The organism is Psychromonas sp. CNPT3 (assembly GCF_000153405.2).
GTDB lineage: Bacteria > Pseudomonadota > Gammaproteobacteria > Enterobacterales > Psychromonadaceae > Psychromonas.
The window spans coordinates 1842140-1867800 of sequence record NC_020802.1 but is presented as its reverse complement, the minus strand read 5'-3'; the positions used below and the strand labels follow the sequence as shown (position 1 = coordinate 1867800).

Genomic DNA, 25661 nt, shown 5'->3' with positions numbered 1-25661 from the left:
GTTGTGAATTGGTTTCCCCCTTTTATTTATGCTTTAAATACTGGGAAGGATAGAAGAACCAGAGCTATTTGATGTGAATTAATCTTTTCATTTTCTTTTATGTGATAAAAAAGATGAACATGGATCAAGTTCAAAATATCAGAGATGTAATTATGTGGCTGACTCTGCTACTTTAACTCGGCATTAAATAATATTAAGGAATAATTTGTGAGTACGCCTAAAAACCTATTAGTTCGATTACGCTCTAATATAGAGCCATTAAGTAAAAAACTAAAAATAGTGGCTGATCATATTTTAGAAAATGCACATGATGTTCAATTTCAAACGATCACGAACCTGGCTCGTAATACGCAGACCAGTGAAGCGACTATCGTCCGTTTTTGCCGTGATATGGGATACAAAGGTTATTCTGATTTTAGAATGGCGCTCGCCATCGATTTAAGCCAAAATTTTAATCTAAATAAGCCTGTATTCGAAGGCGATATCAGTGATGTATCTGCACAATGCGCCGTTACTAGCTTGCAAGATACCGCTAAACTTCTGGATAGGGGATCATTGCAACGTATTTGTAAACTCGTTCATGATGCTCAATTTATCAGTTGTGTGGGAGTGGGAGCATCAAGTATTGTCGGGCGTTATTTAGCCTTTAGGCTCTTACGTATTGGTAAAAAGGTCATAATGTATGAAGATACACACCTTGCCGCCATGAATGCGGTGTGTTGTCGTCCTGGGGATTTATGGTTTACTATTTCAAGTTCAGGATCGACAAAAGAGGTGATCCACGCTGCCACTCAAGCCTTTTTGCGACAAGTACCTGTTGTCACTTTTACTAATATAAACCCAAGCCCATTGTCTGCGGTCTCTAGTGAAATTTTGGTGGCAGCTCGACCAGAAGGGCCGTTAACGGGGGGGGCTTTTGCATCTAAAGTAGGCGCGTTACTGTTAGTTGATGTCTTAGTGAATACTTTACTTGATAAATATCCTGAATATTCGCAAGTGGTACAAGAAACGGCCGAATCCGTATTGCCTCTTATGAAGTGAGTTTGATCACAAAGTTAGATGATCCTTTTTAACGAAAACCCATCAATGATGGGTTTTTTTATACCACTAAATAAAAAATATTTTTATTTAGTGGTCAGTCAAAGAAATATTTTTTCATTTAGTGATAATTAGTATGAATTATAAACAACTTCTAACGCATTTGAGCATCTAAAATAGGGAAATTAACATAATGAACAAGCAGAAATTATCCAAAGTATTTACACCTTTAATTGCTACTTTTATTTTGATGGCAACACCCGTTGTTGCTAAAGATCTTTGGCCTGATTTACCGGTAGGGGTGAAAAGTGGTGTCAGTGCTCAAATGGGAGATAAGTTATTTGTTGGTTTGGGCTCTGCCGATACGAATTTTTATATGCTTGATCTTAAAGATATTAAAAAAGGCTGGCAGAAGCGTGCTGAATTTATAGGCCAACCTAGAAGTGGTGCAACGGCATCGGTTGTGGGGGGCGATATTTATATTTTTGGTGGCTCAGGTAAAATAAAATCAACGGATGCAGCACCTATTTTGTTCGATACGGTATACCGTTATAACGCCTCATCAAATACGTGGTTAAAAATACAGACAACATCACCCGTTGGTTTATTGGGGGCTGCTTCTTATTCTCCTGATGATCATCAAGTTGTTTTCTTCGGTGGTTACAATAAAACGTATTTTGATACCTACCTTGCAGATATCAATGCGACGAACAAAAAAGAACAGCCTAAAAAATGGCAGAAAATTGTTGATGATTACATGGGAATGGAACCGCTTGAGTATAAATGGAATCGTAATGTGCTCAGTTATTCACCAAAAACTAACGAATGGATGGAATTAGGCGCTGTGCCTTATATTCCAAATTGTGGATCTACTTTACTTGTTCAAGGTCCCAATGCCACCATCATTAGTGGTGAAATAAAGCCTGGATTAAGAACTGAAAAAGTGAAGCAATATCATTTTGGTCAATCTAAACCGTGGACAAATTTACAATCGTTACCTGCGCCTAAAGGAAGCGATGTACAAGAGGGACTTGCTGGCGCATTTTCAGGCATGAGTAATGGTGTGATGATTGTTGCTGGTGGCGCAAATTTCCATGGCGCTAAGCTCGCTTACAAACAAGGTAAAATGTTCGCTCATAATGGTTTTGGAAAAGCGTTTAATGCAGAAACTTATGTACTCAAAGGAGATGAGTGGCTTCAATCAACTAATTTACCAGAAGGTTTAGCTTACGGAGCCTCTTTTACGATTGATCAAGGTGTACTTGTGGTTGGTGGTGAAGATAGCCAACGTTCTGCGCGTAAAGATGTTTATTTAATGTCTTGGGATGGTTCATCTGTCCACATATCAAATTAAGAAACATACATTTACAATCGATTATTTTTCATAAATATTTGTAAGTCATAACGTCAATATACGATGCATAAGCACTTTTCAAACTAAGGTGACGCATCGTATATTGACGTTTTTTTTGTATTTAAAATATATCTAAAATAGAGGATCCTATCTTAGGTAGGTTTCATGTTTTTCGTTAAAGTGCATAATAGTTACGAGAGCTTCTGTCTCGTTATCAATGAAAATTGACTATTCAAGTACATCCCCCACAGGTTTTTAATCCTTTATTGTTTATGAATGCCTTTTTGTTCGCAATTAATTATAAAAACACTAAAATAGTGATAATAGTAATGTATTGAAGTGCATAATGATAAGAAATTAAACAGGTAGATAAGGATATTTTTAATTTCTTATAAATGGAAGTGATGTATATGTAAACGTTTCCAATGTATGTTATAAAATGATTATTATCTTTATCTAACGTGGTTTTTATTATGTCAGAGACGCTCATTCCTAATATTGAATTATTTATTGCCAATATAGATCCCTTTAGTCGCTTGTCTGATGTACTTCTTAAGCGTGTTATTCGCAATATTAAAATCATATATTTAATGCTGGGTGAAGTGATCCCGGCCCCTAAAAAGGACAAAGATAAATATCTGTTCATTGTGCGTACGGGGGCGATTGAACAAAGGCTTCTTGATGGCACTTTACGTGGCCGCTTAGAAGAAGAAGATGTCTTTGGATTTAGTCTTTTTTCTGATTCTGAAACGCATTATCAAATAAAAGCGATTGAGAATACGCTCCTTTATTTGATCCCGGCAGAAACGATCTACTATATTCAATCGCATTATCCTGAATATGCACAGCACTTTACGACGCGGCCTGAAGACAGGATCCTCTGCGCATTACAATCAACATGGACAGATATTAACAATAGTTCTTTTTTTAATACGGTCGATCAAGTATCAAAGGATCCCTTTACGCTCGTCAATTCGGAGGATTGTATTCAACAGGTTGCAAAGGAAATGCGCATTAAAGACAGCAATTGTGCAATGGTTATGGAAAATAATAACTTAGTGGGTATTGTTACGAATAGCGATATTATTGAACGTGTGATCGTACAAGGTAAAAGTACAAATTTAGCGGTACGTGAAATAATGAGCCCGTCACCCATTAGCATTAATGGGCAACAAACGGTGTTTGATGGGGCTATCAGTATGATGCAAAGTAATATTAAAAACCTGCCTATTATTGAAAAAGGATGTCCGGTCGGTTTATTGTCGTTGCATCAATTATTCCCAAATCAGCGCATGCAAGCCGTTTATCTAATCGATAAAATAAAAAAATCGGAAACAGAATCGGAGCTTGCTACGCATATGCTTTCGCGTGATAGTATTTTTATCGCTTTGGCGAATGATAAGGTGCCTGCCGACCTGATAAGCACGATACTTTGTATCATTATGGATACGGTTAATCAGCGTTTAATTGATATTGCCATCGCGCGCCTTGGGGCCTTACCCTGCGATTTTGCGTGGATTGTGTCGGGATCTCATGCTCGTAAAGAGGTGCATATTTTATCAGATCAAGACAGTGCGATTATTATGTCTGATTCTGCGACGCCAAAAGATAAACTTTATTTCCAGCATTTAGCGATGATAGTAAGTAAAGGCATGGATAGTTGTGGGTATGAACTTTGTTCTGGTAAGTTTATGGCTGCTACCTTGAAGTGGTGCCAACCTATTGCGGTATGGCGTGAATATTATAAAAAATGGATCAAGAGTCCTGAATATGAATATCTTTTGCACCTTAGCGTATTTTTAGACACACGCGTTATTTATGGTAATAAGGACTATCGGAATATACTGGTTGATGAATTTAAAGAAATGACCTCACACCGTTCTTTTTTGGCGAAGCTTATCCGTGATGCGGTAGAAAATCGTACGCCATTAGGCGTGTTTCATAACCTAGTGTTAACCAAAAATGAAAAAAATGAAAAAACACTTAATATTAAACGTTATGGCATTAATATTATTGTCGATTTAGCGAGGATCTACGCATTATTTGCAAAGTCAGATGCATGTAATACCATCGATAGGTTGATTGCTGCCAATAAAAAGGGGCTTATTAATGATGCCACCTTAAAAAATATTATCAGTGCCTATGATTTCTTGAGGAGTTTTCGGTTTTCGTATCAGGTTGATATGATGAATAGGGGAGAGGTACCTGATAATCAAATAAACCCCAACTATTTTGGGAGTTTTGAACGTAAGCATATTAAAGATGCTTTTCGTTTAATTGATAACTGGCAACAATCTGCAAAAATGAGGCTTTCTTAGTGTCTTTTTTAAAAAAAACAAAAAGTCCGTTACAAATTTTAAGAAAACAACGTAAGCATTACTTAACCTATATTCAGCCTAAAGCATTACGCCAAAATTTAATGGCGCGTATTCCGGATAAAGAGACTAAGTTAAGTGCGATCTCTTTTTTAGTCGTGGACTTTGAAACGACGGGCTTGATCGCTAAATATAACGATATTATCAGTATTGGTTGGGTCGAAATTTCGAATTTGCAGGTTGTTTGTGCTTCTCAGGAGCATATTTACATTAATAATGATAAAAAAATAAATCATGAAACTGCGGTGATCAATCATATTGTACCGCAAATGCTACGCCAAGGTGTCAGTTTACATGACGCTATTAATGCACTACTTATTAAGGCTAAAGGTAAAATATTAGTGGTGCATGGTAAAGTGATAGAGCAGTGTTTTCTTGATTTTTATATGCACCAATACTTTGCGCTTCCAAAGATCCCTTTATTATGGATTGATACGCTACTGATTGAAAAATGGCGTGCAGTGCAAAAAGGAATGACGCTGGCTCAAGATAACCGCCTCGGATCTGCGAGAATACGATATAACCTTCCACAATATACGGCGCATAACGCACTCATAGACTCTATTTCGACTGCCGAGCTATTGCTTGCACAAATCGCACATATTTATCAACATAAAGCCCCTACCTTTGCAAACATTTACCGCATAAGCCAATAGTAATATGTGCCTTATCGGGGCTTTATCGAATCAAAAAGTGAATCAACTCACGTTTTAATCTTTTGCTCGGTGATGCGGATCACATAGTTTAATCCTTGATAGGTTATTTTAAAGATAAAGCCTATAGTCGCGAATGGTAACGTTTACACTATCTTAATCTGTTGTTTTAAGGGGTGCATTTTTAAAATATTAAAGGTAAGCTACTTTATATTGACATTTTTGGTAGCGTTTACACTTCGTGTTCAAATGGATAGCTTTGTTAAATATTGAATCAATCTTTAACAAAGCTTTTGAAAAGAATATAACTAAATATTAATTAAAATAAGAAGGATATGATCATGGGTGCTATTGATATTACCGTGGCCATTGTTTTTATGCTGTGTGTTATTGGCGTAGGAATGATAAAGAGTCGGGGTGGAAAACCGAGTGGAGAGAATGGTGCTACAGATTATTTCCTTGCAGGGCGAGGACTTAGTTGGTGGCTTATTGGTTTTTCATTAATTGCCGCAAATATTTCGGCTGAGCAGTTTGTTGGTATGTCGGGCCAAGGGGCAGGACTTGAAGGTCTGTCGGTTGCGAGCTGGGAATGGATAGCAGCAATCACTTTGGTACTGGTCGCCTTCTTTATTCTCCCTTATTTTCTACGTACTGGCATAACCACCATTCCTGAATTTTTAGAAGTGCGTTATAACCATTGGGCGCGTTTAGTGATGACGCTTTCAATGACGCTTATTCTCATTGGTGTGAGTCTTATTGGTGTTATTTATGCCGGGGCTATTACCATGACTCGGCTCTTTGCGGAGTTTGGCTATAATATTTCATTACCCGCAACCTGTTGGATATTAGGAGGAATGGCGGCTACCTATGTGGCTTTTGGTGGTCTTAAAGCATGTGCTTGGGCGGATCTTCTACAAGGCTCTGCCTTAATATTAGGTGGTGCGATCATCACCTATTTTGCCTTTCAGGCATTAGGCACAATGGATATTGCAACGCTTGTTGATTCAACAGGTGCAGCTGCTACCGTTGATGCGGGTGCAGGTGTGCTCGATAAGTTTTCAACGTTAAATAGTACGGCAATGCATATGGATACGGTGGCGATGCCGTGGCCTGTATTGGTACTTGGTATCTGGATCCCAAACTTTTATTACTGGGGACTTAACCAATATATCTCACAACGCGTGCTTGGCTCTGCCTCTTTAGGTGATGGACAAAAAGGTCTTGTGTTAGCTGCGGGTCTTAAACTTATTATTCCGTTTATTATTGTTATTCCTGGGATCATTGCTTTTAACCTTTTCTCAACAGAGATGGAAGCGAGTGCAAATGTAGATGCCGGAGGCAGTGTATTTACGAGTTATGAGCAGGCCGCCAATAATGTAGATTCGAATAAAGTGTTTACGCTCGATTCTAAATATGTCGTGGCACATCCTGAAAAAGCACAAGAGATTGATAACTATAACCGTGCTGTTATTGCACGTATCGGCAGTGATAGCGTCGTTAAAGAGGCGATTAATCCGTATAAATATGACTCTGCGATGGGATTTTTAATCACTAAGCTTATCCCTAAAAATGTAGGTATTCTTGGGTTTGTTATTGCAGCGCTTATGGGAGCCATTATTTCTTCACTTGCTGCGATTTTAAACGCTGCTTCAACACTTTTCACTATGGATGTATATCAACGCTATATTCGTCCTGATGCTGAGCAGTATGAATATGTTACTTTCGGCAGGATCTGTATTGGTGTTTTTGTTGTTATTGGTTGTATTATTGCGCCAATGTTAGCGGAATTTAAAAGTATATTTGGCTTTATTCAGTCATTCCAAGGTTACGTATCAACCGGTATTTTAGCTGTATTTATCTATGGATTGCTTAACCGTACCTCGGGTAAATGGGCGGGTGTTATCGGTATTGTTGCAAATGCGCTTATTTATGGATATATGCAAGCGGTTTATCCAGATATACATTTCCTTTACAGCATGTCTTACTGTCTGATTGCGGTACTTGCTATCCTCGTTGTATATGGTCTTATATTCAAAGCTGAACGCGTAGAGTTTACCTCTACAACGACATTAGATATGACACCTTCAACCGGAGCTCGTAATTGTGGGATAGTCATCTGTATTCTCACCGTGATCCTTTATATTGTATTCTGGTAAAATAATTTAGAATACATTTTTAAGAACTTGTAAAAAGGCGCTTCATCTAAAGATGAAGCGCCTTTTTTATTTATCGTCTAATGAGGATAATAATGAATTTTCAATAGGGCTCCTTATTAATCCTTTAAATTACATTTTCCAACGGACATCCGCTTAACTAAGGTAGGAGAAAAGATACGCGTATCTGGCGTGTATTCTTCATTTTTAGCGAGTTTAAGAGACAACAAGGTTGCTTGTTTTGCCATGATCTCAATAGGATAATTGATAGTGGTTAGTTTGGGATGAACATAACGAGAGATAAGGCCATTATCAAAGCCGATTAATGAAATCTGCTCAGGCACCGCAATATTATTTTCTTCTAGCGCAAAAAGTACGCCGGCTGCAATAAAATCATTGTAGGCAAGTACCGCACTGATAGGGATATTTTTAGACAATAATTCAATCATGCCCGCTTTTCCGCCTTCATCATTGACATCTACTGCAACAATATAATTATCCGGACTTGGGTAATTATGATCTTTAAGAGCTTGTAAATAACCCGCTTTACGCTCAAAGGAGTCATCAATTTGGTGGTTTGAATTAATGAACGCAATATGTTTATGGCCATTTTGGATCAAAAATTCTGTCGCCATGTAAGCGCCTTTAAAATTATCAAAGGCAATACAGCGATCTGCAATTTCGGGGATATATCGATTAATAAGAACCAAACCGGGGACTTCTTTAGCAAAACCAATTAACTCTTCAGAGGTTAATGCTTTAGCATGAATAATTAATGACTTTCGGCAACTGTTAATTAACAGTTCGATAGCTTCACGCTCATCCGTTGCATTATGGTAGCCATTACCAATGAGTAGATGTTTATTATTTTCACGGGCAACTTGATCGACCGCTTTAATTAAAGAGCCAAAAAAAGGATCTGCAATATCATTAACTAAAACACCAATGGTATGTGAATTCTTATTGACTAAAGCGCGTGCATTCGCGTTAGGGCGATACCCGAGTAGTTTCATCGCAGATTGTACAGATTGTATTGAGGCTTTACCTGCTTTTGGTGATTTATTGATCACGCGTGACACCGTCGCAATGGATACGCCGGCTTCTCTTGCAACATCTTTAATCGTTGCGATTTTATTTTCTGTCATATATTTATGTACTCTTAATCAATCAACTACGACTAATTTTTCTTTGAATTATGTTGTTACGGTGAGTTGTATAGATCAAAAGAAGGGCTGATATAACTCGTAGCAATGCTAGATAATATTGTGCGTTCTATTTTTTGGCATTATAGCGTAATAAAAGAGTAGGGTGCTAGGTTGCAAACATTTATTAGGTGTCTGCTACAGTTTTTTATCATTAATGTTTATCTTTGCATGCTATATGCAGTCATTATCGTAAACATCGAATTTATAGGTATATTTTAGGATCAATAATGTAAGGTATTACGAGGAAAAGACAGGTTTATACTAGGGATAAAACTGTCAGTATTTATAATATTAATGACTGTTTTTTATTTTTTGACCACCACCACTGGATGATCATCAAGTTGAATTATCTGCGAATTAACATTAAACAAATCTTTAATTAGTTTTTCATTGATAACATTTTTAGGCTCACCATAAATAAATAAGTCGCCCTTATGTAGTGCTACCACTTTGTCTGAATATTGGATCGCTAAATTAAGATCGTGTACCACCATTAATGTGTAGGCATTATGGCGACGCGTATAGGCTTTTACATACTCGAGTAATTTTAACTGATTATTCATATCTAAAGCGGAGGTTGGCTCATCAAGGATCAGCACTTTAGGCTCATTGATCACCGCTTGTGCTAACCCTGCCATTTGGCTTTCACCGCCCGAGAGTTCAGTACATAATTTATTGGCAAGATGAATTATGCCAATTTCATCGAGTAGGGTTAATGCTTTCTCGGCGCTAAATTTTTTGGTAAATAAAGAATTTACGCCAATATGCATGGTGGTTATTAATAATTCAACAACAGTGATGCTGGCAGAGATCCGGTGATCTTGGGGTAAATAACCAATATCATCAAGAGATAAGGACTGACCGTTTAAGGTTATCAATTTAGGATCAAAACGTATCAATTTGGTCATCTGTTTGAGCACGGTAGATTTACCCGCCCCATTTCGACCAATTAATGAAATCATCTCTCCGGGGTAGATATCGGGGATACTGAGATCATTTAAAACAGGCGTCCCAGAAAAGGATACACAAAGGTGATTAATTTTAAGTGTCATTAAAATTTACCGCCTTTTTTAATAATCAAAAACACAAAAAAGGGCACGCCGATTATCGACATCATGACAGTCAACGGCAAGATGATCCCTGGCATAATTGATTTACTGGCAATAGAGGCCAGCTCAAGTAAAACTGCGCCGAGTAAAACAGATGCGGGTAAAAAATAGCGTTGATCTTCACCTAAAATCATACGTGCAATATGTGGTGCAACTAATCCAACAAAACCAATCGCGCCCACAAAGGCAACCGATAAAGAGGTAATTAAAGAAACTAATAATAAGGTTTTGATACGTAATCGATTAACATTAATACCCATCGATTCGGCGCGCTCTTGTCCCATTTTTAAGGAAGATAACTTCCACGAATCTTTCATCATGATGGCGAGTACTACGGGCAGTAAGATAGCTAAAATAGTGATTTTTTCCCAGCTACCACGATCGAGTGAGCCCATTTGCCAGAAGATTAATGTTTGTAATTGTGTTTCTGTTGCGATGTATTGCATCATCGTTAGCATGCCATCATAAGCAAACATGATAGCGACCCCAAATAACATAACGCCTTCGACGGATATGCGTTTTAAAGATGACATCGCCGCTATCATAAAGGTGGTTAATAAGCACATGACAAAAGCCATGGTTGCGATTTGATATTGCACCGCGATAAAAGGAATAGCAATAATATTGGTGATCACAAGGGACGCCCCAAAACCTGCGGCCGCCGAGATACCAAAAGTATAGGGATCAGCTAAAGGGTTATTGAGGGTTGTTTGCATTTGTGCGCCTGCTAATGCTAATGCGCCACCAACAAAGGGGGCCATTAAAGACATCGGCATACGAATTTCCCAAATGATGATCCGACTTGCAATATCACTGCTTGCTGGATGGAAAATTGCCTGTAAAACTTGTGCTAAGGTGAGGCCTTGAGAGCCGATAAGAATATCGGCAATGAGGCAGATGATGCTAAGTAAAAAGAAAACCATTAGCATGATTTTCTTTTTGCTTTCGCGTGCACGATGCAATGTTAATGCATCGTGCACTGACTGACTAACGGTTAGGCTTTTTTGAGCGTTAAGCGTGTCTTGCGGGTGTGCAATCTCATTCACTTTTGTAGAGCCTTGAAGTTATCTTGGCCGAAGATGCCTGTCGCCTTACGATTTGCAAAGCGTAGATTCATCTCTTCAAAGGTTTTTAATGGATCTAAGTCTTTAAATTGCTCTGGGTGGATCCATTTGGCGAAGTATTCCATTGCTACGACATTATAAGGTGAGTTATAAAAGGGCATATAAATAGAGTACACATTTTTAGTTTGGTACGCATTCACGGCTTTCAACCATGAACGATCCATAATGTCTTTGGTCGCCTTATGAATGGCGGCTGTATTGAGTGGTGCATAGCCAAAAGGGATCCCTGCTTTAGGATTGCCTTCTTTGTCGACCCAACCGGTCGTTTGCATAATGTAAACATCAGGTTGATATGTGATCACACTTTCAATCGACATTTGGCCGGTGATGGCTCCTTTTAAGGGTTTATCTGCAATATTGATCGCATTTAAAAAGGGAATGTAGGCACCCATATTTCCGCCTGCAAAAGTGCGGCAACATGAATCACGGTATCCTGCTGCGCGTTCAATAAATACTTTTTTATTACGTTCACTTTTTGGTAAAGATGCTACGCCATCGGCTAAGGCTTTAATATGCTTTTGGTAGTATTTTGCATAATTTTCACCTCGCTGCTTTTGGCCGAGTGCGGTGGCTAAACTGGTGACGGAGAGAACAGTATTTTCAAGTGGATTTTCACGAAAATCAATGGTTAAGACTTTGATGCCTGCGTTATCTAATTTTTTAATCAAGCCTTTATCTTGTGCTAATTTGATATTGGAGATATCAATAACAAACAGATCCGGCTTACGTTTCATATTAATAAAACGCTCTGCATCAAATTCACCTGATTTTATTTTTCCGATACTGAGAACATCTTTAAGTTGCGGGAAGTCTTTAATGTAGTTTGCATACATACTTGGAGCAGAGACGCGCATATCATCACGCCACGCAACTAAATGATCGGCTGCTTTTTGTTGATATATTATTTCTAATAAAGGGAATACGCGACCCGTCGATAAGGCAATATTTTGAGGCTCTTTATCAAGGGTAATTGTTCTTCCTGCTACATCTGTGACCGTGACAGGGAAGGTATCTGCCAGTGCGGAATAAGAAGATAATAAGACAGATGCTGTCAATAATGAACGTGCTAAGGTAAGTTTTTGCATATGTAATAAACGCCATAGTTGAGGATTAATTCACATTGTAATGATAATCATTATTATTCATAATGTAAATAACTTTATGTTATTGCTCAAATATTAAAATAAAATGCAGATAAATAAGAGGGGTGCTGATGTTTTTTTACGGGTAGAAGTAAGAGAGATTGATGCTGAAAAGTGATGTAAATATATTTTTTTAAAAATGATCCAAAATTTTTTTAAAAAAAGGGCGACTTAAATAATTGCCTTTGTGGAGTGTTTTAACGCTTGTTATTGCATGTGAATAATACGACTCATACATTAACCTGTTGGTGAAAGTGAGCGAGATATAAAATAAAAAAGGGCAATCGCAGTCTACGAGTTGCCCTTTTTTTAGCGCGCTATATTATAAAATAAATTTACGCGCCTTATCATTTAATACGTTAGCCATACGTGCTAACTCAGAGCTTGAATCTGAAATATGTCGGATTGCTTGCTCAGTATTTGAGGTGCCTTTATTGATAGCTTCAATATTATTTGCTATCTCATCAATGGTCACTGTTTGCTGCTCTGTGGCTGTCGCTATTTGTACGACCATATCAAAGATACCATTGACCTCAGAGGCAACTTCACTGTTGATTTGATTTGCCTCACTCGCAATTTCTTGTACTCTTTTTGTTTGTTCTACATTCGCCGTCATCGTTTCGACTGCCGCATTACTACTTTTAACGATAGCTTCAATAATAACGTCTATTTCGACAGTTGATTTTTGTGTCGACTGAGCAAGATTACGCACTTCATCTGCAACGACGGCAAAGCCTCTACCTTGTTCACCTGCACGTGCGGCTTCTATGGCAGCATTTAAAGCCAACAGATTTGTTTGGTCTGCTATTTTTTTGATCACGCCGAGTACATTTACGATTTTATCGGAGTCTTGACGTAGTGTTGCAACTTGATCTGCTGTCATTTGCGTTGTTTCTCCGAGTGCGACTAATGCACTATAAGTGCTGTCAATATGTGCGGCCCCTTGCTTAGATTTTTTCTGAATATTTTCACAAACACTTGATGCCGTTGCTGTGGTGGTTGCAATTTCACGGATGGTTGCGCCCATTTCTGTTGTGGCCGCAACGACTTCAATCGTTTGTGATTGCTGATCTGCAACGGCTGTACTGGTTTTATTGATAATGGCAGTAAGCGTTGAAGCGGTGGATCCTTGTTGTTTTGCTACATTGGACAAATCAGAGATAATAGATCGTAAATTATTGATCATCAGATTTAATGCGGTTTGTAATGTGCCGACTTCATCATGCGCGCTGATGTGAATATTGCAGGTCAAATCACCCGTTGCGACTTTATCTGCGATAGAGGCCGCTTCAATAATAGGATCGGCTATCTTTTTAGCAAAGAAAAAGCCCAGTAAAGCGATAAATATAGCTGAGATAGCAATCAGTATCATAGACAATAACGTTGCATTTCGTACCGGTGCTAATGCTTCTGCATCGTCTATTTCACTGAGAATGAGCCAGCGGAAATTGCCGATTTTAATAGAATTAAAGGCGGATAAAACCAGATTACCATTATAATCGACGATAGTTGCAACACCACTTTCTCCTTTTAATGCACGGTTAACCGCTTCGGTATTAACGCCGTTATTGGCAACATTACCTGCAAAACTTGCATTAAGAGAGTGGCCTATGGGATCTAAAAAGGAGTCTGAGCGCATTAATTTATCTTCACCAACCAGGTAACTTTCGCCTGTTTCACCCATACCACTACGTACACCCATGATTTTATTGGTGACTTCTGCTGATATTTGTAGGGCTAAAATAAGATCGCTACCTTGAATAGGGATAGCAATAAAGGCCGCCGGATCTTCATTACTCGGTGCATAAGGTCGATAATCAATAATGCCATAGCTATTTGACTGTTTAACTTCTTTTATGAGTTGGCCTAAATTCGAGCTAGCATATTTACCGCTTAAAATATTAGTTTGATAATCGGCTTCTTTGGCTTGGCTATAATAAATAAAACCATTCGCATCAATTAAGAAAAGATCATAGTAGCCATTTTTTTGAATGTAGTCTGTGAAATAAGTATCGTAATCACTTGTTGATAATTTAGGTACCGTATTGGCGAGTATCTGAATATCTGCATGACGCTGGTTAAAGAAATTTTCAATTTGAGTTTGTTTTATATGGTTAATGGCTGCCAGAGATTGTGATACCTGATAGGTCATATCTTTCGATGCTTTTAAGGTGCTAATTGAAGTGATAATTAATGCGGGTAAGAGCCCAACCAATAAAAAAGCGAATGTTAATTTTGTTTTTAAGCTCCAATAGGTGATGTTGAAAATTGAGTGATCATCTAAGTTTGACATTAATTAATTCCTTTCCTTAATAAGAGTATAAATAGGGAGCATGCTTGAAATTATCTACAATTGTCTCTATTTAAAGCGTTCCACGTTAAAAGTTCGGCGTAATTTAAGTATAGACTAGCACCTTTTTCCGCATATTCTAGTCAGTTATAAATACATTGAACTTATAATGTGATGATAAAAAAGATAAGTGAATATAGGTGTTAATTTTTTTATAAAATAGAGGGGCTGCCGTGGGCCTTTAAAAGTTGCTTGTAAATTATAAAAATGAGATAGGGGTAGGGATCATCCATAAAAAAACCAAGCCATGAGGCTTGGTTTTTTTCGTATTGCTATATTATCTATCGCTAAGTGTGAGACGATAGAAAATAAGTTAGTTTAGGCAATTTGAGGGCCTTTACTATCGAGATCACTGTCATTATCTGTATCATTCTTGTCTTCAAGCTCTTCAGGGTGGATATGTGAAAAACTACCATCTGAACTTTGATGCATCCAACGGATAAGCGTATCGGATAATATGAGTAAGAGTACACCCGCGATAACCGAGGCGACGGCAATACCGGCAAAGATATCAAGCGCGCCTAATGAACCCACACGTGAACCGATAAGTCCGGCAATATAATTAGATAGCGCATTAAATGCAAACCAAGTACCCATCATTACTGAGGCTAAACGTAGTGGTGCAAGTTTAGTTATCATTGATAAGCCAATAGGTGATAAGCAGAGCTCGCCTAGCGTATGGAAGAAGTAAGCTCCAACAAGCCATAACATGGATGTTTTAGCCGTAAGATCTGCACCTTGTTCAAGAGCTGCACCTATCATACAAAGGAAACCAAGGGCTAAAAAGAACAGTGCCATTGCAAATTTAACAGGAGCATGAGGCTCTTTAGGGCCCATCTTTCCCCACATAATGGCCATTATTGGCGCTAAGATAATAATAAAGAAGGGATTAAGCGATTGGAACCAAGATGCTGGAATTTCAAATCCAGCAATGATGCGATCCGTATATTCGTGTGAATATAAATTCATTAAACCGCCGGCTTGTTCAAAGCCTGCCCAAAACACAACAACAAATAAACCTAATACCATGATAACTTTCAAACGATCTATTTCGATTTTAGTTAATGGCTCTTGTACTTTCGATTTGTTGTTTTTTAATGCCATTTTGGCGCTTGGTATTTTACCAATCTCACCAAGATAACGCTGCGCAAAGACCATTTGAATAACGAGACTTATTAACATACCAATACCGGCTGCTACAAATCCTGATTTCCAGCCCATAAGACCGGTTACGATACCCACAACAATACCCGCAAGTAGGGAGCCTACATTTATGCCCATATAAAAAATAGTAAAGGCACTGTCTCGACGGTTATCGCCAGCAGGATAAAGATCACCTAACATGCTAGAAACATTAGGTTTGAACATACCATTACCGACCACGATAAAAGCAAGGCCTAAATAAAAGCTATATAAGGGTAACATCGGAAGAAAACCATCGGGTAAGGCAAGTATGAATTGGCCAACAGCCATTAACGCGCCACCGATGAGAAGAGAAAGACGTTTACTCACGTAATTATCGGATAACCAGCCACCAATAAGCGGGGTGAAGTAAACGAGGCCTGTATAAATACCATAAAGATTAAGTGCTTCTGCTGTTGTCCATCCCATTCCACCATTAATGGTTTTATCGGTTAAATAAATAACTAAGATGGCACGCATAGAGTAATAAGAAAAACGCTCCCATAATTCAGTCCCAAAAAGTAGAAAAAGTCCCTTTGGATGACCTAACATTGTATCTTCTTTGCTTAACATAGATCTCTCTTCTTTTGCACATTATGCAACGATAATGTGGAGATGATTTTAATTTTTTTGAAAAAATATTGGGGATTTATTGCTTACTCCAATAAATTTATAGCGTCCTCTTTGTGTTAAAATGAGGAGGCAGATAAAATTTAAATAGATATAATCAACTATTGATCGCATTTTTATGAACGTATAAAGTGAAACCAATAAAATTATCAAGAATGATGAGCATAAATATAAATCCTAATCTATGTTGTAGAGTAAGGATATTAAGTTAGCTTATTTAATTGATGACTAGATAAAACACCTAGGATCTAAATAATTTTTCAAAAAAGTTATTTTTAATGATATTAAAACACGAATATATTGTTTAACTATCATTACGTTGTAAATGTTTTTAATGTCAAATTAATTTCTTTAAATGTGCATAACTATGCATAAAGAAATTTTAAAGACTCAGTATAATAACATTATTAAGGGCGCCTGCCATCTTCTAAATAAGATCTCTTATCTAAAACGAGATTAATATCATTTGTTGATTTATTGTTAATGTTTTTATCTATAAGTTCACCATGCTGCCTAAAAATAACCCTATAAAGTTATGCTTTTGATTAAAACTCTATATTGATAGTCATATCCCGCCATGAAGTTCATCTTTAAAATAACAAATTTAGTCTATTTTTCATGCTGTTATTGAGCCTATATTTGTGGTTTTAGGTTTGAATGTTAATAAAGATTGGGATTTGTTATAAAAGGTTTGCAATAATACTTGCGAAGCGATAGGGCTTTTCGGGAAGACCACACTTTTTTAAAAAAGGGAAAAGTGTATTCTTAGATCAGAATAAAAATACTCTGCCACAAATTAATACTCTCTTCTGTTTCTTTGGCTTGCCATCCTTGGCGATAAGCTCAAAATATTTATTTTGCACTCAAGTCGATATTATAAACGGCAAAACCATCATTATCGAGACGGATGCGTTGCATCGGATAAACGCTCATTTCAGTAATAAACTGTGTTGCTTTTTTACTGGGAGAGGTTTCAAAGCGAATATCTAATTTTTTATTGGATACAATGGGAGCAATTGACCAGTTATTATCTGCACTGGGTTTTATCATGCCATTCTTTTTACTGACTCTAGTGATATAGTCTGCCACAATACTGCGCGTTTCATCTGGCGAACTAAATGCAATAAACTCAGCGCCGGTTCCAGAAAACTTTTGACTAAATGCGCGGTAATTATTAGTTGCAATTAAAAAGCTTTGTTTAAGATCAATCGGTTTTCCAGCAAAGGTTAGGTTAGTGATGCGCTGTGCCTTGCTATTAATAAGTTGGCAGTTACCATCGTATTTAGCGGGCTGGGTAACATCAATTTGATAATTAACACCGTCAATGACATCAAAATTATACGTTCTAAAATCCTGCCAATTGATTAAATATTGTGCTTTGGTGCTATTAATATCTATTTGATTAAATTGTCCTGCTGAGCATTCTAACCATTGTTGTACGTTATAACCGGTTACTTTTAAGGTGACTAAGGTATTTGGATATAAGTAAAGGTCGGCTGCGTTACGAAACGTTAATTGTCCTGATTCAACTTCAGTGAAATTTTCAGGCGCATTTTTACGACCACCGACTTTAAAGGGGGCAGCTGCTGCAAGAACGGGAAGCCCTGCTAAATTAGGATCGCCTTGAATAAAACGTTGAACATAATCTTGTTGCGCTAAATTTACAATTTGAACAGTGGGATCATCTTGTACTAAAGCTAAAAAACTGTACATTTTAGCATTCGATTTGCCGATGGGTTTATTGACAAATTTAAGTGTATTTTTATGATCTTTTTGCAGTGCATTTACTAATGTAGGATCAGCTTTAACGATGGCCTTTTGATTTTTATTATCAAAAATAGGGCGGGCTTCACTACGGCCTTTAACCACTTTCCAACCATTTTTTGTTTTCTCTAAGTTGAGATCAATAATGCCCACGTGACTTCCCCAGCGTCCAGGCATAACAGCAGCAACGCCATTTATCGTTCCATTTTCAATATTAACACCCTCAATATTTGCAAATGTTTTACTTGGGAAAATAGCATGTGAATGACCAAACGTGATCGCATCAATACCTTTTATTTTTGATAAATAATAGGTTGAGTTTTCATTGTTAAGCGCATAAGGCAATGACGAAATCCCCGAATGTGGAATAGCAATGATCACATCGGCTCCCTCTTTTTTCATTTTAGGAATAAAATGCTCAGCTGTTTCTTTGATGTCATTAACGATCACTTTTCCTTGTAAATTTTGTTTATCCCAAATGAGGATCTGTGGGGGTACAAAGCCAATATAGCCAACATTAAGCGTTTGTTTTTCACCTGCATTATCAATAAAACGATAGGTTTTAATTAAATAAGGTGTAAACATGTTTTTACCGGTTTTTATATCGATAACATTGGCATTTATGTAGGGGAAATTTGCATCGTTAATCGCTTCTTTAAGGTATTCAAGACCATAATTAAATTCATGATTTCCAATGTTAGCCACTTGATAAGGGAGTAAGTTCATGGCTTTATAAGCGGGGTGAACATCACCGGGTTTTAAGCCTTTATCCGCCATATAATCACCCATTGGGCTACCTTGTAGTAGATCTCCATTATCAACTAAAACAGAATTAGCTACTTCGGCTTGTGCTTGTTTAATAAGGGTAGCGGCTCTTGTTAATCCAAATTGCTGTGTGGCTTTGCTTTTGTAGTAATCAAAGTCCATATAATTGGCATGTATATCTGTTGTTTCTATTACTCGCAATTGCATATTTTGTGCAAGGCTTGTACTGCAAAATAATAATAATCCACTGAGCACAGATGCGGATAATGGGTTTATTTTTATTTTCATTGTTAACTCCAAGAAATAAGATTTACCAAGGGAATGTAAATCTCATTCTACTCAAAAAAACATATTCGATAGTTGATGTGGCTAGCAATTTAACGTTGAGAGTACTGTTTATTTTATAAACAGAAGTTTTTTATAAAAAAGTATTTATTATCAGAGAGTAAAGCGTAAAGTGTGTTTTGTATTTGGCGTTATTTTGGTATTTTAAGGAGACGTTTAAGCCGACTTAAAATAAAGTGAGGTGCCAGCACAATGCAAATCTTAAAATACGGATGAATCGGCTATTAAGCCTGAATGTTTAGGATTAATAGAGTGTTAAATAGGTGTTATTTTTAATTTATTAGGGTGATATACATATATGAACGAGATTTTTACACAAGCCATTACTGTATTTTTTGGCTTTTTTGCCATTATGAATCCCATTGCAAATACGGCCGTGTTTGCAAGTTTAGTGGGCAATAAGAGACGAACGGAGCAAGTGAAAATTGCAACGAAAGCATTATTGGTCACTTTTTGTATTATTGTCGCTTTTTCTATATTGGGCAAAGCGATTTTTAATCTATTTGGAATAACCTTACCCGCACTGCGGATCACCGGGGGGATATTGGTTTTTTTAGTTGGCTATCAAATGCTGACGGGTGATGGGTCAGAATTACATTCGGCCGCACAAAACGATGATTCAGATTCTGATATTGCCGTATCTCCTTTAGCTGTACCTCTACTTGCTGGTCCTGGGACAATTGCAACTGCAATGAATTATTCTGCGACGGCAGACATGTGGGGGATCGCCATGACCTTATTGGTCTTTGCTTTTTTATGTGTCATAACGTTCTTTTGTTTTATTTTTAGTTCACAAATATTAACGCTGATTGGTAAAAGTGGTTTATCTATTGTAACGCGCTTAATGGGATTGATTTTGGCGGTAATAGGAACACAAATGTTGATCATCGGTATTACGGATATTATTAAAGGCCCACTGTTAAATTAAGCTTACAAGTCGGCCTTAAATAAGAAGATATTGTTATAATATTAGGTTAGTCATTTAATAGGTATTTTTCAAATACCTTGGCTACACCATCATTATCATTACTGTCGGTGATGTAATTAGCATGTGCTTTTACGTCATCGGTTGCATTTTTCATCGCGACACCTAAGCCTGCAAACTTGATCATTTCTAAATCATTGGCTGCATCACCCACGCAGATAATTTGTTCGCTACTTAAGCCTAAATACGTCGCCAGCACTTGCATGCCATTACCTTTATTACTTTTCTTATTCATAAATTCAAAAAAGAAGGGCATACTTTTTGCCATTGAATATTTATCTTGTAGAGATATAGGTAATTTCTCAATAGCACGGGTTAAAACTTCGGGCTCATCAATCATCATGACTTTTAGTATGGTGTCATCTTTAGAGAGTTTATAAAAATCAAATTCTGTTACTTCAATTTTATTTAACTCTGCTTCGTAATGGGTATATTTATTGTGTTTAGGGGTGATTAATCCATGTTGCATCGAATAAGCAAGGACATTAACGTCTAATTTTTTAGCAAGTTCGTATAACTGCAGCGCATCGTCAACGTCTAAAAGGGCACTACTGATGATCTCTTTTGATGCGACTTTTAAAATGAGAGAGGCATTGTAAGTGAGTGTAATATCATCATCACTATCGAGTCCAAGGGCTTTAAGAGTAGGTAACATTCCTTCAAATGGACGACCTGAGGCTAAGACGACTTTTATACCTTTTTCTTTGGCGCGACGTATAACGTCATGTACGCGTGGCGTTAATTCTTTTTGGCTATTGAGTAATGTGCCATCCATATCTAAAGCGATCAGCTTATACATGCAAACTTCCTTTGTGCTAATGATGAAATCAAGGGATCTGCAGTGTATTCGATATTGAGTGATCGGTCTAACTATATACCTATGATACATTTAGATAAAAAGGTAATAGTCATTAATAATAGGTAAGTGTTGAACTGTTATTTTAGCGCGTAAGGATAAAATGTTGTGGATATATATGCTTAATAAAAAACACTTTAAAGTATTTTTTCAATGCTTTTAGAAATATCTGTTAATAACGTTAAAGCGCTTTGTTCTCTGCGTTGTAAAAGGGATAAAAAGAGTAAGTCTGTGATCACATATTGCGCGGTTCTTGATGAGATTGATGAGCTACGATAGTGCGTTTCATCGGCAATGCTGTGCAGACAAAAATCGGCCATTGCGTGTAAAGGACTGCTGCATTTTGAGGTAATAGCGATAACTTTAGCCCCTTTTTCATGAGCAATCTCCGCTGCCAATAACATCTCTTTTCGATTGCCTGAATAAGAAATAACGATTTGAACATCTTTTTTCTCTAGGGTTTGTGCGCTTGCTATTTGCACATGGCTGTCTTGTACACATAAAGTAATAATGCCAATTTTTAATAACTTAAAAGAAAGATCTTGTGCGCACAGCCCAGATCCCCCAATACCAATAATTTGCACCCGATTTGCTTTATTTATCAATTTTACGACCGTATCAAACTGTTTAATGTTGATAGCATTGGTGGTTTCAATAAGGGCTCTACTTTTTTCTTCTAATAGTTTTTGTGCGGTTAATAAAATGGGATCATTGGCATTGATCTGATTATGTAAATGGGTGGGATGTGGCATCGTTTTTTGACGGCCAATCTCTTCACTTAAGGTTAATTTAAAGGCGCTATAGCCTTTAAAACCGATGCGTTGGGTGAACTTTATAATACTAGATTGACTGACATTGATTTTTAAAGCCAGTTCTTGGCTCGATAAGAAGGGAATTTCCTCACTATGTTTTAAAATAAATTGACCAATTTTTTTTGCACTATTAGAAAACAAGGCTTGTTGGGTCACTATTAGATGGCGAATGGACATATATATTTCCCTTTGAAATATATTATTCCATTTTTTAGCCAATAAGGAATAATAATAATGTGCTTAAAGATGAGCTCAATCTGGCGGTTTTGTTATCAATGTAAATGAAGCTGTGTCTATATGTATAATACTGCTAAATGTAAAATCAGCAAGCCAAATGGCTCTTAGCCTTTTTTCCCTCAATGAAAACCCTATGCTCCTATCATTATGTTTTATCGGCATACATTTACAAAAAACAAATATTAAAGTCGTATTCCATTAGGGTTTAAAGCCTAATGGGTATCTTCTCGTTCTAACGGATTAAAAACGCATCATCCGAATAATGTTTACGCCTTACGCTGTTATGCTAGCGTAGATCGGATAAAGCATCTTTATGTATCATATAAAATATAAGGTGATTATTCCAATATTTGGTGTGTTTTGGAATCAAAAATCTGTGAGATGGCGCAACGATCGGAATTAATTATTCCATATTATATCCTTATTAAAATAAAAAAGAGTGCATTATGAAAATCGATTTAAGCAAAATGACCACTGAGAGTCGCAATCCTGCCAGCGCGCAGATTGATACATTATCAACACTTGAAATGTTAAAAGTAATTAATACAGAAGATCAAAAAGTGGCGATTGCAGTGCAAAAGTGTTTGCCTGAGATAGCACAAGTTGTTGATGCGGTGGCACTTGCGTTTTCACAAGAGGGCCGTCTGATTTACATTGGTGCGGGCACCTCTGGGCGCTTAGGGATTTTAGATGCCAGTGAATGTCCACCAACGTATGGCACGCCAGAAAGTTTAGTTATTGGGCGCATTGCAGGAGGAAGGCCTGCTATTTTTAAAGCCGTTGAAAACGCAGAAGATAATATGCAACTAGGTGAATCTGACTTAAAAGATATCAATCTATCTGCACAAGATGTGGTTGTCGGTGTGGCTGCCAGTGGCAGAACGCCCTATGTATTAGGCGCGATGCAATATGCATTATCGATGGGTGCAAGCGTTGCCTCTCTGACCTGTAATCTTGGAAGTCCGATGGCTAAATTGGCTAAAATTGCTATTCAACCCATTGTTGGCGCTGAAGTTATCACTGGCTCTTCAAGGATGAAAGCGGGGACGGCGCAAAAGCTCGTTTTAAATATGATAAGCACGGGGGCGATGATAAAAACAGGCAAAGTATTTGGTAATTTAATGGTGGATGTTAAAGCGAGTAATGCCAAATTGGTGCAACGCCAGCAAAATATTGTAGTAGAGGCGACTGGTTGTACTTTAAGCCGTGCACAACAAGCACTGAGCGAATGTAATGATCATTGTAAAACGGCCATATTAATGTGTTTAACCGGCTGGGACGTTAAACGAGCGAGTGAAGAATTAGCGCAGAAAAAGGGCTTTATAGCAGAGGTTCTAAACGAGCATACATAATGTAGAGGGAGTAAAGTGATGGCAAAGATTAATATGGAAATGATAAAGAGTATAAGTTCTTCTCTTGGAGGACGCTCTAATATTATACGTTGTGGGCATTGTATGACGCGCTTGCGGCTGACCCTAAAGGACAATAATATTGTTGAACTTGAGGCTATCAAACGCATTGAAGGTGTTTTAGGTATTGTTGAAAGTGACGACCAACTACAGATAATTCTTGGTCCGGGAAAAGCACAAAGCGCCGCTGAGATGATGCAACAATGGATCGATATGCAAAGCGATAATACGGCCGAGACTCAAAATTTAAAAACGATAGCCGCTGATAAAAAGAAACAGGTTAAAAAGAAACAAAGTAGCGCCGTACATCGATTTTTAAGTAAATTTGCCACTATCTTTACGCCACTCATTCCAGGATTTATTGCCGCTGGTTTATTATTGGGCGTGGCAACCTTAATAGAGCAAGTTTATATTGTGGGAAACCCACATGCCAGTAGCACCTTGATTGATCTTATCCTTTATATGAAAGTATTTAGTAAAGGCTTGTTTAGTTTTCTGAGTATTTTGATTGGTTATAATGCGCAACAAGCGTTTGGTGGATCCGGGGTTAATGGGGCGATTTTAGCCTCTTTATTTATACTCGGCTATAACCCCGAAGCCACGAGTGGGATTTATTCGGGCATGACGCATTTTTTTGGTTATGGCATTGACCCAAGAGGCAATATTATTGGGGTCTTAATGGCTGCCATTATGGGCGCTTGGGTGGAGAAAAAGGTACGCCGTTTTATACCGGATAATTTAGACATGATATTAACCTCTCTGATAACTTTACTTATCATGGGCGGGGTTACTTTTGTGCTGATCATGCCACTTGGCGGATTTTTGTTTCAAGGTATGTCATGGCTTTTCTTGCACTTAAATGGTAATCCGTTTGGTAGTGCCTTATTAGCGGGGTTATTCCTAATATCAGTCATGTTTGGTATCCATCAGGGTTTTGTGCCTGTTTATTTTGCGTTAATGGATGTACAAGGTTTTAACTCTTTATTTCCTATTTTAGCGATGGCGGGTGCGGGCCAAGTTGGCGCTGCATTTGCGCTGTATATGAAAGCTAAAAAAGGGGCTTTATTAAGGCTTCAAATCAAGGGGGCAATTATTCCTGGCATTTTAGGGGTAGGAGAGCCTCTTATTTATGGCGTGACATTACCTCGCGTGAAACCGTTTATAACGGCTTGTGTTGGTGGTGCAGCAGGCGGGTTTTTTATTGGTCTGGTCTCTTATATGGGATTACCGATTGGTTTAAATACCGTTTTTGGTCCTTCGGGTGTTATTGCTTTACCTTTAATGACCTCAAATTCGGGGATATTTATCGCGATGATTGTTTTTGCCGTCGGTTTAATTATTTCATATGTTGCAGGTTTTCTTGCGACTTGGTTTTTTGGAACCAAAGGTGTTGATTTAAGTTAATACTTGGGAATATTAAAGGGTAAGAAGAGCGTCCAAGGGCGCTCTTTTTTAGGTGGAAGGCGCTTTGTTCAATGCACGCAAGCGTACTTATATCATGCTCTTTCTTATCCTAGAGCTAGTAAATATTTATGAAAAAATGTACCATATCAGATAACAACTACCCTCATAATTATAATCAATAGATCTAGTCTATTAATAGGAATAAAATGCTAAGAGTCGATCACCTAGGCAAAAGTTATTATCATTTTTTAGATAGTATGCAACAGATGGCAAAACATAAATCTCGTTTTCTAATCGCTTTTAATGGTGCTAGCCCAAGTCAGCTTCTTGCAGCTAAAGAAGAACTCAGTAAATTTGCAACAATCGAAACATTACAAAGCGCTGTGATAGCAGAAAAAGCCAGTGAAACTGAGGTGGATACATTATTTAAGTCAGTCACTACGGCACATAATATATTATTACTTGAGCAAGCAGATGTTATGTTTGTACCGCAAGCTGCGTTAAAAAATGCACACCATCGTGAAAGTATCTTTAATTTAAACCATCTGTTTAAACACATTGCTAAGCATAAAGGCATTGTTGTATTAGCAACGAGTGACGCACAAACACTTACCAGTGTTATGTCGTCAAAAGTCGATGTACTGGTACGTTTTTCATAAGTAACGTATGATTTTTTCATAAATACTGCGAATATAAATAGCGTTTTTAACCTTTAATAGAGGCTGAAAGCGTTTTTTTTTGAGCGCTATATTTATCTTTTCTCGTTGGT

Annotated in this window: 18 protein-coding genes; 9 read left to right on the top strand and 9 right to left on the bottom strand. The window is 37.5% G+C overall.

The features are described from left to right. The first annotated feature begins 207 nt into the window (after positions 1-207). The 5 genes from PCNPT3_RS08130 (at position 208) to PCNPT3_RS08110 (ending at position 7576) form a co-directional block, all read left to right on the top strand. A complete protein-coding gene (locus tag PCNPT3_RS08130; RefSeq protein WP_015465400.1) occupies positions 208-1041 on the top strand; it encodes a MurR/RpiR family transcriptional regulator in 834 nt (277 codons plus the stop codon). A 190-nt stretch (positions 1042-1231) separates the two neighbouring features. Next, entirely contained in the window at positions 1232-2392 is a 1161-nt protein-coding gene (locus PCNPT3_RS08125) for an N-acetylneuraminate epimerase (RefSeq protein WP_015465399.1), read from the top strand. A 473-nt stretch (positions 2393-2865) separates the two neighbouring features. Next, positions 2866-4710: a putative nucleotidyltransferase substrate binding domain-containing protein gene (locus tag PCNPT3_RS08120; RefSeq protein WP_015465398.1), complete on the top strand. Its 1845-nt coding sequence runs from the start codon at positions 2866-2868 to the stop codon at positions 4708-4710. Next, positions 4710-5423 carry an exonuclease domain-containing protein gene (locus tag PCNPT3_RS08115; RefSeq protein WP_015465397.1) on the top strand — a complete coding sequence of 238 codons (714 nt, stop codon included), beginning with the start codon at positions 4710-4712 and terminating at the stop codon, positions 5421-5423. The genes PCNPT3_RS08120 and PCNPT3_RS08115 overlap by 1 nt, the downstream gene beginning before the upstream one ends. Positions 5424-5761: 338 nt before the next feature. After that, complete coding sequence (locus PCNPT3_RS08110; RefSeq protein ID WP_015465396.1) at positions 5762-7576, top strand: sodium:solute symporter family transporter; 1815 nt, start codon at positions 5762-5764, stop codon at positions 7574-7576. A 116-nt stretch (positions 7577-7692) separates the two neighbouring features. On the opposite strand, the gene PCNPT3_RS08105 is transcribed toward PCNPT3_RS08110, so the two are convergent. The 7 genes from PCNPT3_RS08105 to PCNPT3_RS08075 all read right to left on the bottom strand — a co-directional run bounded on the left by PCNPT3_RS08105 (position 7693) and on the right by PCNPT3_RS08075 (position 19132). Next, on the bottom strand, positions 7693-8718 hold the full coding sequence (locus PCNPT3_RS08105; protein WP_015465395.1) for a substrate-binding domain-containing protein: 1026 nt from the start codon (positions 8716-8718) through the stop codon (positions 7693-7695). 365 nt (positions 8719-9083) lie between these two features. Next, positions 9084-9830 (bottom strand): ABC transporter ATP-binding protein, encoded by a 747-nt coding sequence (locus PCNPT3_RS08100; protein WP_015465394.1) that lies wholly within the window; start codon positions 9828-9830, stop codon positions 9084-9086. Further along, positions 9830-10933 (bottom strand): FecCD family ABC transporter permease, encoded by a 1104-nt coding sequence (locus tag PCNPT3_RS08095; RefSeq protein WP_015465393.1) that lies wholly within the window; start codon positions 10931-10933, stop codon positions 9830-9832. The genes PCNPT3_RS08100 and PCNPT3_RS08095 overlap by 1 nt, the downstream gene beginning before the upstream one ends. Next, the gene (locus PCNPT3_RS08090; protein WP_015465392.1) at positions 10930-12096 is read right to left on the bottom strand and encodes an ABC transporter substrate-binding protein; all 1167 of its coding nucleotides are present in this window, start codon (positions 12094-12096) and stop codon (positions 10930-10932) included. Before PCNPT3_RS08090 ends, PCNPT3_RS08095 begins: the two co-directional genes overlap by 4 nt. 379 nt (positions 12097-12475) lie before the next feature. Further along, positions 12476-14446 (bottom strand): methyl-accepting chemotaxis protein, encoded by a 1971-nt coding sequence (locus tag PCNPT3_RS08085; protein WP_015465391.1) that lies wholly within the window; start codon positions 14444-14446, stop codon positions 12476-12478. A 375-nt stretch (positions 14447-14821) separates the two neighbouring features. After that, entirely contained in the window at positions 14822-16258 is a 1437-nt protein-coding gene (locus PCNPT3_RS08080; RefSeq protein ID WP_015465390.1) for a peptide MFS transporter, read from the bottom strand. 909 nt (positions 16259-17167) lie between these two features. Next, positions 17168-19132 (bottom strand): bifunctional 2',3'-cyclic-nucleotide 2'-phosphodiesterase/3'-nucleotidase, encoded by a 1965-nt coding sequence (locus PCNPT3_RS08075; RefSeq protein WP_015465389.1) that lies wholly within the window; start codon positions 19130-19132, stop codon positions 17168-17170. Between the two features lie 355 nt (positions 19133-19487). On the opposite strand from PCNPT3_RS08075, the gene PCNPT3_RS08070 reads away from it, so the two are divergent. After that, positions 19488-20117 carry a MarC family protein gene (locus PCNPT3_RS08070; RefSeq protein ID WP_015465388.1) on the top strand — a complete coding sequence of 210 codons (630 nt, stop codon included), beginning with the start codon at positions 19488-19490 and terminating at the stop codon, positions 20115-20117. Positions 20118-20163: 46 nt separating this feature from the next. Here PCNPT3_RS08070 and PCNPT3_RS08065 read toward each other — a convergent pair whose 3' ends face one another. After that, the gene (locus PCNPT3_RS08065; RefSeq protein ID WP_015465387.1) at positions 20164-20973 is read right to left on the bottom strand and encodes a Cof-type HAD-IIB family hydrolase; all 810 of its coding nucleotides are present in this window, start codon (positions 20971-20973) and stop codon (positions 20164-20166) included. A 194-nt stretch (positions 20974-21167) separates the two neighbouring features. Beyond that, positions 21168-22019, bottom strand: a complete 852-nt coding sequence (locus tag PCNPT3_RS08060) for a MurR/RpiR family transcriptional regulator (protein ID WP_015465386.1) — start codon at positions 22017-22019, stop codon at positions 21168-21170. Between the two features lie 506 nt (positions 22020-22525). On the opposite strand from PCNPT3_RS08060, the gene murQ reads away from it, so the two are divergent. The 3 genes from murQ (at position 22526) to PCNPT3_RS08045 (ending at position 25551) form a co-directional block, all read left to right on the top strand. Next, positions 22526-23431: an N-acetylmuramic acid 6-phosphate etherase gene (murQ, locus tag PCNPT3_RS08055; RefSeq protein ID WP_015465385.1), complete on the top strand. Its 906-nt coding sequence runs from the start codon at positions 22526-22528 to the stop codon at positions 23429-23431. An 18-nt stretch (positions 23432-23449) separates the two neighbouring features. Continuing rightward, positions 23450-24892 carry a PTS N-acetylmuramic acid transporter subunit IIBC gene (murP, locus tag PCNPT3_RS08050; RefSeq protein ID WP_015465384.1) on the top strand — a complete coding sequence of 481 codons (1443 nt, stop codon included), beginning with the start codon at positions 23450-23452 and terminating at the stop codon, positions 24890-24892. A gap of 206 nt (positions 24893-25098) precedes the next feature. Next, the gene (locus PCNPT3_RS08045; RefSeq protein ID WP_015465383.1) at positions 25099-25551 is read left to right on the top strand and encodes a hypothetical protein; all 453 of its coding nucleotides are present in this window, start codon (positions 25099-25101) and stop codon (positions 25549-25551) included. Positions 25552-25661: the final 110 nt, after the last annotated feature.